The organism is Lactobacillus xujianguonis, from assembly GCF_004009905.1.
Taxonomy (GTDB): domain Bacteria; phylum Bacillota; class Bacilli; order Lactobacillales; family Lactobacillaceae; genus Lactobacillus; species Lactobacillus xujianguonis.
Genome location: NZ_ML136886.1, coordinates 16,002 through 31,799, shown reverse-complemented (window position 1 = coordinate 31,799; position 15,798 = coordinate 16,002). Strand labels below are relative to the sequence as shown.

Genomic DNA, 15,798 nt, shown 5'->3' with positions numbered 1-15,798 from the left:
TCCAAGCTTTTTTCGTAAATTATTTTTGAAGTTCATTGTCATTGACTCCACCGTCAACAAAACCAGTAGTATCGCCATCAAATTCGCCGTATTTTTCTAAGGTTTCAATATTTTTAAACGGGTTTTTTTCTTTGGGTAAAAGGTTAGCTTCTTTATTAGTTGGTTTGCTACTCATAGGGAGACCTTCTTTCATTTGTTATATCTAGATTAAGGATAGCGCTTGAAAAAAGCAAGAATACTAGCTACTAAACATTTTTGAATTTATACTAAAATTTTTCTTGCCAATTAAAACAAATGTTTGATATACTTTTTAAATAAATGCGAACAAATGTACTCAGAAGGAGAAGAAAATGGAAAAAGAATTAACTACTGAAGAATTGGTAGCAAGTAATCAAAAGATGTTTGAGCAAATGGAAGCAAGATTCAATAAGTTGGAATCTGAATTGAATGATTCCAACAAGCTGACCAAGTCAGTTGAGTGGAAAACCGGCTGGATCTTAGATATTTTATCAGCAGGAGCCGTAGGTGCAATCTTTGCAGCAGTTGTGATTTTGCTGACGCGATAAAAGAAAAACTTATTCCTTGTTCATGCTGGTGAATAAAGAATGAGTTTTTTAAAAATATAAGGATTGAGTTAATTTCTTCGACATTTGATCAATTCAGCTTTAACTTGTTCAGAAGTAAAGGTGTTGCCATTATCGAAGTCAGAAAAACCTTTGATAATTTCATCATCAAATTGGTATTGAGTGAGATTTGAAAAGTTAATAACGTTCTTGTCAGAAATTATTTGATCTTGTGATCCGGTGCTTTTTCTTGTCATGATGATTCCTCAACTTTAAATCAACGTTGCACCCAAGGTGTTCTTGAAATGATCAAAAGCCCATTCGTTGCCGTATTTGGTAAAGGTAGCGACACCCTTGGTAGGGATGGTGATTTGATAATTCAAGTTATAGGCTGCAATCGCGGTATGCAGAACACAAATATCGGTGCAGACGCCAGTTAACCAGAGGTCGTCAATCTTGCGCTCGCGCAGGTAATTATCCAAGTTGGTATTTTGGAAAGAAGAATAACGATTCTTGTTAAATTGGCAAACGCGGTCGCTATCCTTGTGTTCTTGGTACCAAGTTTTGAGTTTGCCGTACAATTCTTGACCTGGAGTGCCAATGATGTTGTGTGGTGGAAATAGTTTGTACTCAGGACTGAACTTGTCACCAGTGTGACCGTCGGTTGGGAAAATTACGTAGTCGCCGTCCTCATAAAACTTGTTAGCAAGTGAAAACAAGTAGTCTTCAATATCTTGGGCTGGCTTGCCGCAAGTTAATGAGCCATCATCGGCTACGAAATCGTTGGTGTAGTCAATTATCAATAATGCTTTAGTCATATTTTTCACCTCGTGAAATATTATATGTTATTTTAAGTGTTAAGCAAAAAAGTCACGAAGAGGCGTAGAAAAAGTGAAAAGAGCGGAGAACTCCTATGTATCCAAATAAAGTTCATCTAACTAAGGAGTGGACTTACGGGAATCGTATTCAAGGTGTTGTCATTAAAGAAGATCCAAATTTACCTAAGCCGGATATTGATCCTGATGATTATGAGTGAGGTTAAAGGAAGAAATAGTGTCTAAATTCAAACAAATTCTTGTTATAGTTTTAGTTTTGTTATTTGCCATTTTTCTATTTTGGCGGATTCGCGTTAATAATCAAAAAGCATATGCGAATGGTGCGATTCAAGAATATGCCAGAATGCAAGGTGTTCCTGATCAAGATGTGCGTAAACTATCTGTTAGCTGGAATATGAAAGACAATTTTTGGGAGGCGCTGATTGATATTAAAATCGATGGTAAACCTTATCAATTAGAATATGGAATCTCAACTAATGATGTAAAAGCAAAACGACCAGAAATTTTTTATTATGCTTCCAAAAAAGAAGGAGAAGGTTGGGGTGGACTAAGCGATTCTGCACTGAAGAAGTTTAAGTATCATGAACTGTACAATTATCGGCAATAATTCTATTGCAGGATAGTTTAGAAACAAATTCAGGTGGATTTGTTTTTTATTGCATTTAACTATAACTATAAGTTATCAAAATCGATATATAATAAATATATAACATGGATAGTAATCCCCAGTATACTTAATTTAACAATTAAGAAAGAAGGAGATTGATTAATGCAAGAATTACATTTAACTCAAGAATGGGATAAGGTATTTCCAAAGAGTGATAAGGTTGATCACAAAAAGGTAACTTTTACAAATTACTTCGGTATTACATTGGCAGCTGACCAATATACGCCTAAGAATTATGATGGTAAATTACCAGCTTTAGCAGTTTCGGGACCATTTGGTGCTGTTAAGGAACAATCAAGTGGTCTTTATGCTCAAACCATGACCGAAAAGGGTTACTTGACGATTGCTTTTGATCCATCATTCACCGGTGAAAGCGGTGGCGATGTACGTGATGTCTTCTCACTTGATATCAATACTGAAGATTTCCAAGCTGCTGTCGACTACTTACCAATCTTGATAATGTTGATCCTGAACGAGTTGGGTTTATCGGTATCTGCGGCTGGGGTGGCATTTCCTTAAATGCTGCAGCTAAGGATCCTCGAATCAAAGCAACTGCTGCTATTACCATGTATGATATGGCTCGTGTCGGTGCCTGGGATTACTTCGATAAAGGCACTGCAGAAGATCGCTATCAAAATAAGAAGCAGATTGCTGAACAAAGAACTAAGGAATATGGTACTGGCAAGTTTGCTAAGGCTGGTGGTAACTTTGATTATCCAGCTCCTGATGATCAACCTGACTTTATTAAGCAATACAGTGCTTACTACAAGACTAAGCGTGGCTACCACAAGCGCTCAGTTAACTCAAATGAAGGCTGGGTATTACAAAGTACTACTGGCTGGATGAACACCAAGATTTTAGTTCACCCAGAAGATTTGAAGAACGCTGTTTTAGTTGTTCACGGTGAAAAGGCCCACTCTCGTTACATGGGTGAAGATACTTTCAAGAAGTTAAAAGGTGATAATAAGGAATTAGTAATTTTGCCTAATGCTACCCATACTGATTTGTACGATGGTGGCGATCACGATTACATTCCATTCGAAAAGATCGATAGCTTCTTTAAGCAATACTTACAATAAAAAATTATTTTTCCTAAAAATACATACAAATCCTATAGTTAAATTTTTATCCAAAAACATATGTAGATCCATTATCCAACAAAAAAGCACTGTTGCATTCATTTCTCGTCGAATGCGGCGGTGCTTTATTTTTTAGCGTCTATAGATATTACCTATACTTCTTTATATATATCAAATATTTCACATATAACTTAAAGGCAAGTATACTAAAATCAACAATTGAAATATCTGAAAGGAAGAAGATTTCATGACTAAATTAGCTAACGACACAAGAGTTTTCAAAATTAATCCAGAAATTGAAGTTCAAAATGTCCGTTTTGAAAACCGTTATGGTTTTATCTTAGCTGCTCACTTATACTTGCCTAAAGATTTTGAAGAAGGTAAGAAGTATGCTGCCATTGCAATTTCAGGACCATTTGGTGCTGTTAAAGAACAATCTAGTGGTCTTTACGCTCAAACTTTAGCAGAACGCGGTTTCGTGACGGTTGCGTTTGACCAATCAACTACCGGTGAAAGTTCCGGTCGTGTTCGCAATATGGCTTCACCTGACATCTTCGTTGAAGATTACTCAGCAGCCGTTGACTTCTTAGGTAAGCAAAAATTCGTTGATCGTGAACGAATCGGTGCGATCGGTATTTGTGGTTTAGGCTCACATGTGTTAACTGCAGCTTCAATCGATGTTCGTATTAAAGCTGTTGCCACTAGCGTCATGTACGACATGTCTGATTCAATGTGGAAGGGTCTTAACAATTCTAAGACAGAAGAACAACGTGAACTTGAAAAAGATTACTTAGCTAAGATGCGTTGGCAAGAAGTTGATGAAGGTCATGTTGGTGGTCCTCACGAATTGGCCTTTGATGAAAACAACAAGCCAATTTACTGGAGTAAGATGTTCCCAGATAAGTTGCCAGCTGATGCTGATCCTGTAACTAAGCAATTCTTTGATTACTACGTTGGTCGTGCCTTCCACCCACGTTCAGTTAACTCTAATGGTGCTTGGGATGCCCTCACTCCATGGGGTTACTACAACTTCCCATTACAACGAAGAATCAAAACGATCAAGCAACCTAAGTTGATCGTGACAGGTGAAAAAGCTCATTCACGCTACATGGCTGAAGAAGCCTACAACCGTATGAAGGATCCTAAAGAATTAGTGATTGTGCCAAACGCAACTCACGTTGACTTGTACGACCAAATGGACAAGATTCCATTTGATAAGTTTGACAAATTCTTTAAGGAAAATCTTTAAATTTATATCTATAAAAATCTATTGCCTAACAAAAACACCGTTGCATTATTCATGTCGAATACAACGGTATTTTTTATACACTTTTTAAGTAGATGTAGTTAATTGTACAAATTTGAATAAGATGTACTTTTTAAGTCACTTTGCCGTATGATATCATCTAAATACACTACATAGTGTACAACATTATCTAATGTGTATGATAGAAAGGCCTGATCCTAATGACAGTTTGGATGATTATTGGAACAATATTGATAGGACTAATTACAGGTATCGTCACGTCCTTAATCGGAGCAAGTGGAGTCACTGTTGTAGTTCCAGCATTAACACTACTTTTTAGTGTTAATTCACATATTGCAATTGGAACAAGTCTATTTGTAGATGTAATTACAAGTATCGTCGTTGCAATTTCTTACTTTTACCATGGTAATGTGCGTTTGAAGGCTAGCTTATGGATTACCGTTGGTTCGATCATTGGTGCACAATTTGGTAGTAAATGGGTTAGGATCATTTCTGATGAAAAATTAAACATCATTTTCGCAATTGTATTGATAATTTCAGGAATTATGACTTTCAGCCGCAAAAACAAGCAATTTGATACTAATAAGGGTTTGCATATTAATAATAGAATTCTACAAACTGCTTTATTACTAGCAATTGGGTTAGTAATCGGTATGATTTCTGGACTTGTTGGTGCCGGTGGTGGTGTAATGATTTTACTTGCAATTATCTTTATTCTACATTACCCAATGCATCAAGCTGTTGTACTTCCACTGTTATTATGGCAATTACTGCTCTTTCATCTTTAATGGGCTATGCTAGAGTTGGCAATGTTGATTGGCAGTTAGGTATTCTAATTACAATTGGTGCTTTGATTGCAGGAGTAATTGGGGCCAGATTTGCTAATAAAGTTAGTGAAGCAAAATTAAGTAAGATTGTTGCTGTCATCTTTATCCTATTGGGTATTTTGATGATGGGAATGAGATTCTTATAATTGATAAAGCAAAAAAGTCCCATCTCTATGTTTGTACACATAGACAAGGGGCTTTTTACTTGCTCTGATTTCTTTTGAGAATATCACTAATGACATCTTGTAGACTAATCTGACTCATTTTAGTAAAGGCTGCTAGTTCAATTTCATTATAAAAATTGTTTAGCGTATTTTGAATATTGCCACCGACGATACATTTAGGTTCAGTTTTAGGATCGACGTGTAATAAATTGTGATCCATATTGATAGCTTGATATATCTCAAGTAGAGAAATATCTTTAGGATCTTTAGCTAAGCTCGGTGCTGCTGCGCCTTTACGTGTATCAATTAGCCCAGCTTTTCTCAAATCTGACATTAATTGTCTAACCACACTCGGGTTAGATTCAATACTAGCAGCGATTGCTTTACTTGATAGATCGCCATCTTGATAAACTTTTAAGTAACTTAATAAGTGGATGGCGTCACTTAGTTTGTAGGAATATTTCATAATGATTCTATTCTAGCCTGTTAATTTTAAATATGCAAGAAATCAAAAATAATAATACTGGTAAAACTTAAATCTAAAGCATAAAAATTATTGTTTATGAAATAAATGTGTTGATTTTAAAACAACAAGTAGTAAAATAATCATATATTTAAGAATTGAAAAAATACGAGAGGCAAGACAAATGACAGATAAACTCGATGGTTTAAGATGGTTAGGAGCTTTAGATCAAAAGAAGGTTGATCGGGAAGATTTTGAAGCTAAGGGAAAAGGTAAGTATACAGTTGAGGGGCTTGATCCCCATGATCCCGAGTGGTTAAAGAAAGCAGCTGCTAAAACCAACGCAGCTAAAGGCGATGATTATGTTGAACTGGATTGCGGTCTTTTAACCGTTAATCAAATTAATTGGCTCTTAAGAAATATCGTTGGTGAATTAACTTATTGCGATGATAATCATCAATTGCTTTGGTATAACCGTAATCAAGATCCTAATTACCGCATGCTTGCTAAGAGACGACCTGAACAAGTTGGCGATACAATGGATGCCGTCCATCCTCATATTGGTAATGTAATCAAATATGCTAAACAAGTTTGATACGGTTTAAGAAATAAGGAAGCCGACCGAGATGAATTATGGGTTCCTGTTGCTAAGCAGCATGGTGCACCAATTTCTCAATATGAAAGATATAAGCGGATTGAAGATGAAGATGGCAACTTCCGTGGGATTGCCGAATGGGTAGTTGATTTAAAGCCAATGGTTGATTATTACCTTAAGACAAATGGTTTGAAGACGGTTCCCGCTGAAGAAAAAGAGCGGCCTGATTTTGTAGCCAGCCCTGGTGATATTGCTCGAGAAAAAAGATTATCCGGCGAGACGGATGCTAATACTGGTGCATCCCAAGCCTAGAAAGAAGAATAAATGCGTAAAGAAGTACCACAATTAGATAATTCGCTAACTAATGATGAGCTTTTGCAATTGATTGTTGATAGTTTTCAATCAGTAGTCTTTGGTACAGTGGACCAAAATGGTGATCCACATACTAACGTGGCTGATATTGAAGTTAGAGATGATGATCGGTTGATCTTTTCAACTACTTATCAAAAGGCTTTTTACAACCGCTTGAAGAACCATCCACGGATTTCAATTACTGCGCTGAAGGGTAACGAAACTTTAGACAGTGTTGGTTTTACTTTGGATGGGATTGCTGAAGAAGTCGATGAAAAATATTTGGACCAGATTTTTGCAGCTCGACCAGAAATGCAGCAAATTTCTGCTAATCATTCTGAGCGTAGAAGTATCTTGCGTCCATTTGCCATTACGCCACTGGTTGGTTCTATCTATGATTTACGCCAGCAACCGATTTTTCAAAAAGGATTCAAATTTTAAACTTTGATCTAAATTAAAATGCGATGTACCTGATTTTAAGTACATCGCATTTTTAGCGTTAGTCTAATTTACTGATTGTGACTTGACCACTCAATTTTTCAATATTATCTTTGCCATTGATTACTTTACCCAATACATAGAGACCTGGATAACTGCCAAAATCTTTGTAATAGAGTACCACGTCACCCCAAGGGGCAAAATAACCTAAATCACCAGCTTGGGCATTAGCACTCGGAGTAGAGGAAGTATCTAATTCCTTAGGATAAAAAATCTTTTCGTCATCACTATAATTCTTGATTTCAGTAGTAATTGGCAGCTGACTAAATAAGTCTTTAGCAGCTGAACTGTCATTTAGTTCATAATCAATTGTTAAGTCGTTGTTAGTTACTCGAATTTTCATTATTTTATACTCCTCTTTCATTGATATTTATAATTGTATGGAGCAAAAACAGTGATGTAAAATATTTATAGTTAATAACAATTGATAACCTGAGCGAATAATAACCAGAAAGAGAAATAAAATGAATGATGATCTTTTAACCACATTTTTAGCAGTGGTAAAAGCAGGAAGCTTTTCCAAAGCTGCAAATAATCTCTATATTTCACCTGTTTCCGTGATGAAACGGATGAATACCTTAGAAGTAAACTTAGATTTTAAAATTTTTGAACGGAATAGTCAGGGAATCAAACTTACACCAGCTGGGCAATCACTGTACGAATCTGCTCAAGAAATAAATACTTTAATTGTCAATTCTATTCAAAAAGCTAGAACGATAGCTCAAGATGACAAAGTCACAATTACGATCGCCACTTCTTTATTACGTTCATGTCGACCGATTACAGATTTATGGAGTCAAACTAGAAATTCAAAATTTAAGATTAGGATTATTCCTTTTGAAGATGATCCAGCTTCTTTACACAATATTACCATTCGTTTAGGCAAAGATATTGATCTAATAGTAGGGCCAACTAATGAAGATTACTTGATGAATAACAATTTTGATTTCTTTAATTTAGGTGATTGTTCATGTAATATTGCTGTACCACAAAATAATCGGCTAGCTCTGAAAAAGAAACTAGATTGGACGGATCTTGCTGGACAAACAATGCTTTTACTAAAAAAAGGAATGTCACCTAAAATAGATGAACTTAGGAACGATATCAAACTTAATCATCCCCAGATTAAAATAGTTGATACTAGCCATTTCTATGACATGGAAATTTTTAATTACTGCGTTGAAAACAATTATTTGATGGAATGTCCTAGTATTTGGGAAAATATTCATCCTTCAATTATTAGTCTACCAATGAATTGGGACTATACCCTTAACTATGGCATCCTTTCTTCATCCCATTCTAGTAAAGAAGTTAAAGAATTCATTAGTTTAGCTGGTGAACTATATTTGCAGGAGCATTAACTTTTGGTTAATGCCACTGTAACTAGCTGAATATTCCGTTTGTATTTTTTCCCAATTAAAATTATCAATAGTTAAACGAAAAGAGGAAAAATCAATGGAATACTTTGAATTAAACAATGGCGTAAAAATTCCAGTCATCGGGTATGGTACATATTTAACTTCACCAAGAATGACTGAAAAAAGTGTATCAACTGCTCTAGAAGCAGGTTACCGTCTCATTGATACCGCGCAAAATTATGGTAATGAACACGAAGTTGGTGCAGCAATTAAAAAGAGTGGCATTAACCGTAGTGAAATTTTTGTTACTTCTAAAACGCAAACTAGTGGCTACCGCAGCACTAAAGCTGGAATTGATGCTTCTTTGGATGCAGCAGGTTTAGATTACTTCGATTTAATGATTATTCATTGGCCTAATGGCAATGATCTAGAAACTTATCATGCTCTTGAGGATGCCTATCAAGAAGGTAAGTTAAGAGCAATTGGTCTAAGCAATTTTAATCATCTTCAAGTACAAGAAATTATTAAAAATAGTCAGATCATGCCGGCAATTGATCAAATTGAAACTCATTTAAGATGGCAACAATGGGGAATGCATGAGTTCTTAGCTCAAAATAATATCTTGCATGAAGCTTGGGCACCTCTTGAAGAAGGTAGCGGCAGCGTGATTGGAAATGAAACATTAAAACAAATTGGTGCTAAGTATGGAAAATCAGCTGCACAGGTAATGTTGCGCTTTTACGTTCAGGAACATATCCTTGCAATTCCGAAATCTTTGAATCCTCAGCATGTTAAGGACGATATTGATATCTTTGACTTCAATCTTACCGAAGATGAACTGAAAATGATTAAAGCAGAAGATCAAAAATCTAGTGAAAGTGGTTGGCCAACCTCAATGATGATGGAAGAAAAGGATTAATCTACTTTCTCCCAAGCGTCTTGCCATTTGACGATTAATGGCTCAAGACGCTTTTTATTATCTTTCAAATAATTAAGATAGAAGCTTTGAGTCGCATCGGCATCAGAAATCTTAACTGGAATTCGATCTTCAACTTTATTTTGTCTCCATCTTGGATTAGCAAAGGATAAATTAGTTGTAAAGAATGGAAAAACAGAATAGTTCTTGATTTCGTTAAAGTTTTCCTCTTCATTTTGATACAAAAACTTAGCATCGGGAATATTCTTCTGAATGATATTTTTCCAAATCCCAATCTCAGTTAGAACGATAAAACTGAGACCCTTTAAATCTTGGAATTTAACGCTCTTTTGACTTGCCAAATTTGAGAATTCATTCAGATTAACAACTAATTTTTCCATTCCTAAATAAGTTGAGGCAATCTCCTTATCATCAATGTTTTGCGTTGAAACAATACAAGTTGCTTGATTTTGTAAAAGCAGTTGCTTGATATCTTTTTCTTGAACAAAGTCTTGATTAATCTTTAAATTGTTAAACTCATTCTGAGGTAAGACTAAAAGTGGACCAGGAGCTACTGCCGATAAGATAATTTCTTGATTGCTTTGATCAAAATTCTTAACAGCAATACTGAAATTGCGACTTTGCTCTAATAATTCAGCTGCTTTCTTCGCTGCAAATTTCCCTGTAGGAGTGAGTGTAATCTTGTTAGGTTCACGGTCAAAAAGTTTCACTCCAAGTTCTGCTTCAATTTTCTTAGTTCCGCGGGTAATGGCTGGCTGAGAAAGGCCTAATTCATCAGCCGTTTTTGCTAAAGTACCGTTCTTAGCGAAAGAAACCAGTTCTTCTAATAAATAGTTATCAATCATTATTCATCACCTAATTTATATAAGCTTGTTGCCTCTATCTTACCATACACTTATCGTATACTAGCATGTTAATCTTTGAATTTTCAGTGCTTCTTTTCTTGAGTAAGATATTGTTAACAAATATGAATCAGATACAAAAAGAAAGGAAAAACTATGTCACAAGTAATCGCAATTATTGTTCTTTTAGCCGGATTATTCTTAGCGGTTGGTACTAGTCAACCAAAAAGAGTACCAGAAAGAATTAACCATAAGAGAAGATAAACTAATACAAACAAACGGAGGAAAAATAAATGCAATACGTAACTTTAAACGATGGTAATAAAATGCCGCAACTTGGCTTTGGTGTCTTTCAAATCATGGATCAAAATCAAGCTGAAGAAGCAGTTACTGCTGCTATTAACACTGGCTATCGCCTCTTTGATACTGCTGCTGCTTATATGAATGAAGCTGCAGTGGGTAAGGTCATTAAAAATAGCGGCATTGATCGCTCAGAATTCTTTGTCACTTCAAAATTATGGGTAGATCATTTTTCTTATGAAAAAGCTAAACAGGGAATTGATGATTCCTTAAATAAGCTTGGTTTAGACTACATGGATCTTTACTTATTGCATCAACCATATGGTGATATTGCTGGGGCTTGGCGAGCAATGGAAGAAGCACAACAAGCTGGCAAAATTAAATCAATTGGTGTTTCAAACTTTTATCCAGATCAATTAAAGAACTTAGAGTTAATGAGCAAGGTCAAACCAGCTGTTAACCAAATCGAAGTTTCACCATGGTTCCAGCAAGATCACGATATTGCCTTCAATCATCAAGAAGGCATCGTTACTGAAGCTTGGGCACCGTTTGCGGAAGGTAAGCATGGTATTTTTACTAACGAAACGATTGCTAAAATTGGTCAAAAGTATGGCAAGACTAATGGTCAAGTAATTTTACGTTGGTTATTACAACGCGGAATTGTAGTAATTCCAAAATCAGTCCACGAAGAAAGAATCGCCGAAAACTTTGATGTTTTTGATTTTGAATTGAGTAGTGAAGATATGCAAACGATGGCAAGTTTGGATAAGCATGAAAGTCAATTCTTTGATCATCGTGATCCGGCTGCAATTGAAAGTATCTTTGGTTCAAGCTTGAAAGCTTTACGTAATTAAGAAAGGAAAAAATTCATGACGAAAAATGTTGCAATTATTGGAGCAAACGGTCAGATTGCTCGTTTAGTAGAACATAATATTTTGCATAATGATCCAGAAGTTCACTTAACTTTACTTTTGCGTAACTCTAGTCGGTTAAGTAATTTAGAGGGGAATCCGCAAGTGACCATTATTGATGGGGATGCTAATGACGAACATGCCTTGAAAGAAGCAATTCATGGGCAAGATATTTTTTATGTTTCTTTTGTTGAACATGGAGCTGGGGCTGAATTAACCCAAAAAGTAATTAAGGTGATGGATGAAGAAGGGGTTAAGCGTCTTATTTCTTCTAATATTTTGGGTATTTATGATGAAGTTCCTGGTGCTTTTGGCGAATTCAATCGCAATATGTGCTTTGGTGGACATGTTGATGAGAGTAGCCCAGTCGTTTTATCAGCTAAATATGTCGAAAATTCCGACTTGGATTACACCGTTCTTCGCATTGCTTGGCTCAATGATCGTAATGACACTAATTACACGATTACTCATAAAGGTGAAAAATACGTTGGTGTTTCTGCATCCCGTAAGAGTGTAGCTGATGTGATTACCAAAATCATTGAAGATCCAAATAAGTGGAATCATGAAAGTATTGGTTTTGCGGATCCTGCAACGGATGGGTCACCAAGACCGGTATACTAAAAAATTCTTTTAAATCGTTGAAAACCCTAAAATCACGTCACGATGTTGGCGTGATTTTTCATAATAAAAAGTTATGCTTGGGGTTAATCAATGAATATTGGATATTAATGATTTGTGCGTAGATAATAGAAATAGAGATAAGAAGTTAATAAGGAGAAAAAATGAATAAGCCATATATTATTTGTCACATGATGAGTTCAATCGATGGTCGGATTGATTGTGCCATGACCGCGCAACTTGCAGGTAATGATGCATATTACGCTAGCTTGGATGCGTTAGACGCACCTAGCCGAACTAGCGGACGTGTTACTGCAGAGACAGAGTTATCGAATGACGAAAAATTTGTTGCCAAAAATAATGAACCGCTTGGTCATGAAGATTTCGCAATTAACAAGCAAGCTAATTCTTACAATATTATCACCGATACCAAAGGTACCTTAATGTGGAATGATGACAGTGATAATGATTTTCCGCATCTTGTACTTACTAGTCAGCAAGCAAGTAAAGAATATTTGTCCTACTTAGATGAAAAACATATTTCCTGGATTGCTACAGGCGAAAAGCACATCGATTTATCACGTGCAATGGAAATTTTAGCTGATAAGTTTGGAGTTGAACGGGTTGCTGTAGTCGGTGGCGGTCATATCAACGGTGGCTTTGTGAAAGCTAAGTTAATTGATGAAATTAGTTTGGTAATTGGACCTGGTGTTGATGGTCGGAGTGGCCAGCCAGCGGTCTTTGATGGTTTGGATAGTGACCAACCAGTAGCTCTTAAATTGAAGAGTGTTAAGTCATTTGAAGATGGTGCCGTTTGGCTGAGATATTTAGTGAAATAGAGGTAGTAAGTTAGCTAAACATGCAGAAGAGGCATATCAAATCGGTCAATCTATTAAATAAAAATATGCTATCCTTATTACAAGTCTAATCAGAATAGGGATGGAATTGTAAAAATGCTAATTTACGTCAGAAGAGCTACCAAAAATGACCTTGATCAAATCATGCCCATTATTGCCGATGCGAAGAAGTTTTTGAAAGATGCGGGCAGTCCGCAATGGCAAAGTGGGTATCCAAACATTAGAACAATTGCTGACGATATTGCTGCTAATGTTGGTTACGTCTTATGTGTGGACCACCAGATAGCAGGTTATGCAGCAGCTATTGCTGGGATTGAACCAACTTATCAAGTAATTAAAGGCGAGTGGCAGAACGAGCAAGATCCTTATACTACCATTCACCGGATGGCTTTGAGCAGTCACTACCGCGGGATGCATTTAGCTAATTTCTTCTTCTCCAATCTAATTTCCTTGCAAATTGCTGAAAGGATTCACAATTTTAGAATTGATACCTTTAGAAAGAATGAAGTAATGCAACACTTGGCCACTAGCAATGGTTTTGTCGAGCGCGGAACAATTGAAGTTGATGATCCAATTGATCCTTCTCGGATTGCTTTTGAATTGAGCATCTAATGAAAGGGCTTACTATTAAGCCTTTTTTCTTTTGTTTCATTTATCTATCATGCTATACTTATTAAAACATGACATAATGTCACCTGCTGAGAAAGGATACGATACAGTATGATAGATAGCTCAAAGTTCCGTCCAGGGACCATCGTGAAAACCCATTTTTCTAGACAAAGATATTTAGTAATTTCTACACCAGTAGTTGTACGAGGAATTCAGGTTTTAATTAAAGTCGTACCGATTGCTGAAAAAATCGATAATGAAGTATGTAAAAATGGCCATCACTTGCTTATGCCAAGTAATGCCAAAACTAAGGGGACAATTTGCTTGCACATGCAAGATACCCTGAACTGTGATCAGTTAGAATTTGTTGAGCGACTAAACGACAGCTTAGCAGATTATGTCGTTCAAAATATGTAACAAAAAAGGAAACCGTTGCAAAAACGAGTTTCCCTTTTTATATGGATAAAGATAAATATTTTTATAAATATAAAGTTATGTATTATTTAGTTAATTCATAGATTGCTTCAGCGTAAATGGCGATGGAGTTGATTAAGTCGTCCACCTTCATGTATTCGTTAGCTTGGTGCATCACCATTGGTGCATCTTCAGGTTGAGCACCGTAAGCAACACCATGTTCAAAGAGACGTCCATAAGTACCACCACCGATCACAACTTCGTGACCCTTGTTACCAGTTTGATGTTCATAAACCTTAAGCAAAGTTTGTACCAATGGATCATCGCCAGGAACATAGTGAGGTTCTTCGAAGGAATCGTATGAACCAGTTAACATGTCACCGAACTTCTCATTAACTTGGCTAACCATCTTGTCAGGATCAGTTCCTTGAGGATAACGAATATTGTCCTTAATAACTGCTTCACCGTCAGCTTCGTAAGTGAAGACACTAGGTGCACTAGATAAATCACCCATCAAGTCATCATGGTGGAAGACACCTAACTTCTTACCTTGGAAGTCTTCGTGTTCAACATCGGCTAAGAAGTGAACATAATTCTTATCGCGGCCAGCAAAGTCTAATTGATCAAGGAACAAGCCTAAGAAAGTGGCAGCATTGCGACCAACTTGTGGTGCACTAGCGTGAGCGCCTTGACCGGTTACTTCAAGTTTGGCTGTTTCACCATCAATTTCAAATTGTCCTTCTAACTTATTATCCTGAATGAATTGATCGAATTGGTCTTTAATTTCATTGAGATTAGCAGCAGAAATAGTAGCGTAAGCCTTTTGTGGAGTAACGTTTTCCGCAATTCCGGCCTTAAAGCTGAGTAACTTAACTGCGCCAGTAGTAGGATCATCTTTGAAAGTTAAGGTTAAGGTGTAAATTCCTTGCTCACCGTTAATAATTGGAAATTCTGCGTCTGGTGAGAAAACTTGGTCTGGAGTTGGTTCATGCTTCAAGTAGTAGTTAATCCCAACCCAGTTAGTTTCTTCGTTAGTCCCAACAACAAAGTCAATCTTCTTCTTTGGTTTGAAGCCTGCTTCTTTAAGTAAAAGCATACCGTAATATGCAGCAAGAGCAGGACCCTTGTCGTCAGCTGAACCACGACCGATGATTTTACCGTCTTGGATCAACATCTTGAACGGATCAGTCTTCCAGCCATCCCCAGCTGGCACCACGTCCATGTGACCGATAATCCCTAAACGTTCGTCACCTTCACCAAAGTCAACGCGGCCAGCGTAGTTGTCAACGTTCTTAATATGAAAACCATCCCGCTCAGCAAATGACAGAAATTTCTTCATTGCCTTAACAGGACCAGGACCGACGGGATATTCAGCAGAAGTATTATTTAAGTCTTCAGATGAGTCGATCGCAATCAATTCACCAAGATCGCGTAAAATGTCGTCTTTCTTTTCAGCGGCTAATTTTTTGTAATCTAATTCCATGTTATTCCTCGATTCTGCAAAATTAATCTTTGATTAAAATTTTAGCATAGATCACTAACTAAAAGAAAGTGATATGTTCAATTAAATAAAATAACTATTATTGCATTTCTTAAGCTTTTTCCGTGCTAAAGGTCTATGATAGAGGCAGAATTGAATATA

At 36.4% G+C, this 15,798-nt stretch carries 19 protein-coding genes and 3 pseudogenes; 15 read left to right on the top strand and 7 right to left on the bottom strand.

Annotation, left to right across the window (positions count from 1 at the left end):
- Window positions 1–19: 19 nt before the first annotated feature.
- The gene (locus EJK17_RS11445) at window positions 20–175 is read right to left on the bottom strand and encodes a hypothetical protein (protein WP_168180762.1); all 156 of its coding nucleotides are present in this window, start codon (window positions 173–175) and stop codon (window positions 20–22) included.
- 175 nt (window positions 176–350) lie between these two features.
- Here EJK17_RS11445 and EJK17_RS07345 point away from each other — a divergent pair, with 175 nt between their 5' ends.
- Window positions 351–566 carry a hypothetical protein gene (locus tag EJK17_RS07345; RefSeq protein WP_103662170.1) on the top strand — a complete coding sequence of 72 codons (216 nt, stop codon included), beginning with the start codon at window positions 351–353 and terminating at the stop codon, window positions 564–566.
- A 68-nt stretch (window positions 567–634) separates the two neighbouring features.
- Here the strand turns inward: EJK17_RS07345 and EJK17_RS07340 are convergent, their stop codons facing one another.
- Window positions 635–820 (bottom strand): hypothetical protein, encoded by a 186-nt coding sequence (locus EJK17_RS07340; protein WP_103662169.1) that lies wholly within the window; start codon window positions 818–820, stop codon window positions 635–637.
- A 15-nt stretch (window positions 821–835) separates the two neighbouring features.
- Window positions 836–1,381 carry a cysteine hydrolase family protein gene (locus tag EJK17_RS07335; RefSeq protein ID WP_103662168.1) on the bottom strand — a complete coding sequence of 182 codons (546 nt, stop codon included), beginning with the start codon at window positions 1,379–1,381 and terminating at the stop codon, window positions 836–838.
- A gap of 95 nt (window positions 1,382–1,476) precedes the next feature.
- On the opposite strand from EJK17_RS07335, the gene EJK17_RS12035 reads away from it, so the two are divergent.
- From EJK17_RS12035 to EJK17_RS07315, 5 genes and pseudogenes are all read left to right on the top strand, one after another.
- Complete coding sequence (locus EJK17_RS12035; RefSeq protein ID WP_255409194.1) at window positions 1,477–1,599, top strand: hypothetical protein; 123 nt, start codon at window positions 1,477–1,479, stop codon at window positions 1,597–1,599.
- A 17-nt stretch (window positions 1,600–1,616) separates the two neighbouring features.
- The gene (locus EJK17_RS07330) at window positions 1,617–2,006 is read left to right on the top strand and encodes a DUF3139 domain-containing protein (protein WP_103662167.1); all 390 of its coding nucleotides are present in this window, start codon (window positions 1,617–1,619) and stop codon (window positions 2,004–2,006) included.
- Between the two features lie 162 nt (window positions 2,007–2,168).
- Window positions 2,169–3,145: pseudogene (locus EJK17_RS07325) on the top strand (alpha/beta hydrolase).
- A 247-nt stretch (window positions 3,146–3,392) separates the two neighbouring features.
- Window positions 3,393–4,394 (top strand): alpha/beta hydrolase, encoded by a 1,002-nt coding sequence (locus EJK17_RS07320; RefSeq protein WP_103662166.1) that lies wholly within the window; start codon window positions 3,393–3,395, stop codon window positions 4,392–4,394.
- Between the two features lie 218 nt (window positions 4,395–4,612).
- Window positions 4,613–5,385: pseudogene (locus EJK17_RS07315) on the top strand (sulfite exporter TauE/SafE family protein).
- A gap of 55 nt (window positions 5,386–5,440) precedes the next feature.
- Here EJK17_RS07315 and EJK17_RS07305 read toward each other — a convergent pair.
- Window positions 5,441–5,869 (bottom strand): Rrf2 family transcriptional regulator, encoded by a 429-nt coding sequence (locus tag EJK17_RS07305; protein ID WP_103662163.1) that lies wholly within the window; start codon window positions 5,867–5,869, stop codon window positions 5,441–5,443.
- A 181-nt stretch (window positions 5,870–6,050) separates the two neighbouring features.
- On the opposite strand from EJK17_RS07305, the pseudogene EJK17_RS12145 reads away from it, so the two are divergent.
- A pseudogene (locus tag EJK17_RS12145) lies at window positions 6,051–6,773 on the top strand (PAS domain-containing protein).
- A gap of 12 nt (window positions 6,774–6,785) precedes the next feature.
- Window positions 6,786–7,253, top strand: coding sequence for a pyridoxamine 5'-phosphate oxidase family protein (locus tag EJK17_RS07295; protein ID WP_103662162.1), 468 nt, complete (start codon window positions 6,786–6,788; stop codon window positions 7,251–7,253).
- Between the two features lie 58 nt (window positions 7,254–7,311).
- Here the strand turns inward: EJK17_RS07295 and EJK17_RS07290 are convergent, their stop codons facing one another.
- On the bottom strand, window positions 7,312–7,653 hold the full coding sequence (locus tag EJK17_RS07290) for a cyclophilin-like fold protein (protein ID WP_103662161.1): 342 nt from the start codon (window positions 7,651–7,653) through the stop codon (window positions 7,312–7,314).
- Window positions 7,654–7,774: 121 nt separating this feature from the next.
- Here EJK17_RS07290 and EJK17_RS07285 point away from each other — a divergent pair, with 121 nt between their 5' ends.
- Window positions 7,775–8,671, top strand: a complete 897-nt coding sequence (locus tag EJK17_RS07285) for a LysR family transcriptional regulator (RefSeq protein WP_127796305.1) — start codon at window positions 7,775–7,777, stop codon at window positions 8,669–8,671.
- A 94-nt stretch (window positions 8,672–8,765) separates the two neighbouring features.
- Window positions 8,766–9,587 carry an aldo/keto reductase gene (locus EJK17_RS07280; protein WP_127796304.1) on the top strand — a complete coding sequence of 274 codons (822 nt, stop codon included), beginning with the start codon at window positions 8,766–8,768 and terminating at the stop codon, window positions 9,585–9,587.
- Here EJK17_RS07280 and EJK17_RS07275 read toward each other — a convergent pair.
- Entirely contained in the window at window positions 9,584–10,450 is an 867-nt protein-coding gene (locus tag EJK17_RS07275; RefSeq protein WP_103662158.1) for a LysR family transcriptional regulator, read from the bottom strand. The genes EJK17_RS07280 and EJK17_RS07275 overlap by 4 nt on opposite strands.
- 290 nt (window positions 10,451–10,740) lie before the next feature.
- On the opposite strand from EJK17_RS07275, the gene EJK17_RS07270 reads away from it, so the two are divergent.
- From EJK17_RS07270 to EJK17_RS07250, 5 genes are all read left to right on the top strand, one after another.
- On the top strand, window positions 10,741–11,601 hold the full coding sequence (locus EJK17_RS07270) for an aldo/keto reductase (protein WP_103662157.1): 861 nt from the start codon (window positions 10,741–10,743) through the stop codon (window positions 11,599–11,601).
- A 15-nt stretch (window positions 11,602–11,616) separates the two neighbouring features.
- On the top strand, window positions 11,617–12,279 hold the full coding sequence (locus tag EJK17_RS07265) for an NAD(P)H-binding protein (RefSeq protein WP_103662156.1): 663 nt from the start codon (window positions 11,617–11,619) through the stop codon (window positions 12,277–12,279).
- Between the two features lie 161 nt (window positions 12,280–12,440).
- Complete coding sequence (locus EJK17_RS07260) at window positions 12,441–13,115, top strand: dihydrofolate reductase family protein (protein ID WP_103662155.1); 675 nt, start codon at window positions 12,441–12,443, stop codon at window positions 13,113–13,115.
- Between the two features lie 114 nt (window positions 13,116–13,229).
- Window positions 13,230–13,745 carry an N-acetyltransferase gene (locus EJK17_RS07255; RefSeq protein WP_103662154.1) on the top strand — a complete coding sequence of 172 codons (516 nt, stop codon included), beginning with the start codon at window positions 13,230–13,232 and terminating at the stop codon, window positions 13,743–13,745.
- A 108-nt stretch (window positions 13,746–13,853) separates the two neighbouring features.
- Complete coding sequence (locus tag EJK17_RS07250; protein ID WP_103662153.1) at window positions 13,854–14,159, top strand: hypothetical protein; 306 nt, start codon at window positions 13,854–13,856, stop codon at window positions 14,157–14,159.
- Between the two features lie 82 nt (window positions 14,160–14,241).
- Here EJK17_RS07250 and pepV read toward each other — a convergent pair whose 3' ends face one another.
- The gene (gene pepV / locus EJK17_RS07245; RefSeq protein WP_103662152.1) at window positions 14,242–15,639 is read right to left on the bottom strand and encodes a dipeptidase PepV; all 1,398 of its coding nucleotides are present in this window, start codon (window positions 15,637–15,639) and stop codon (window positions 14,242–14,244) included.
- Window positions 15,640–15,798: the final 159 nt, after the last annotated feature.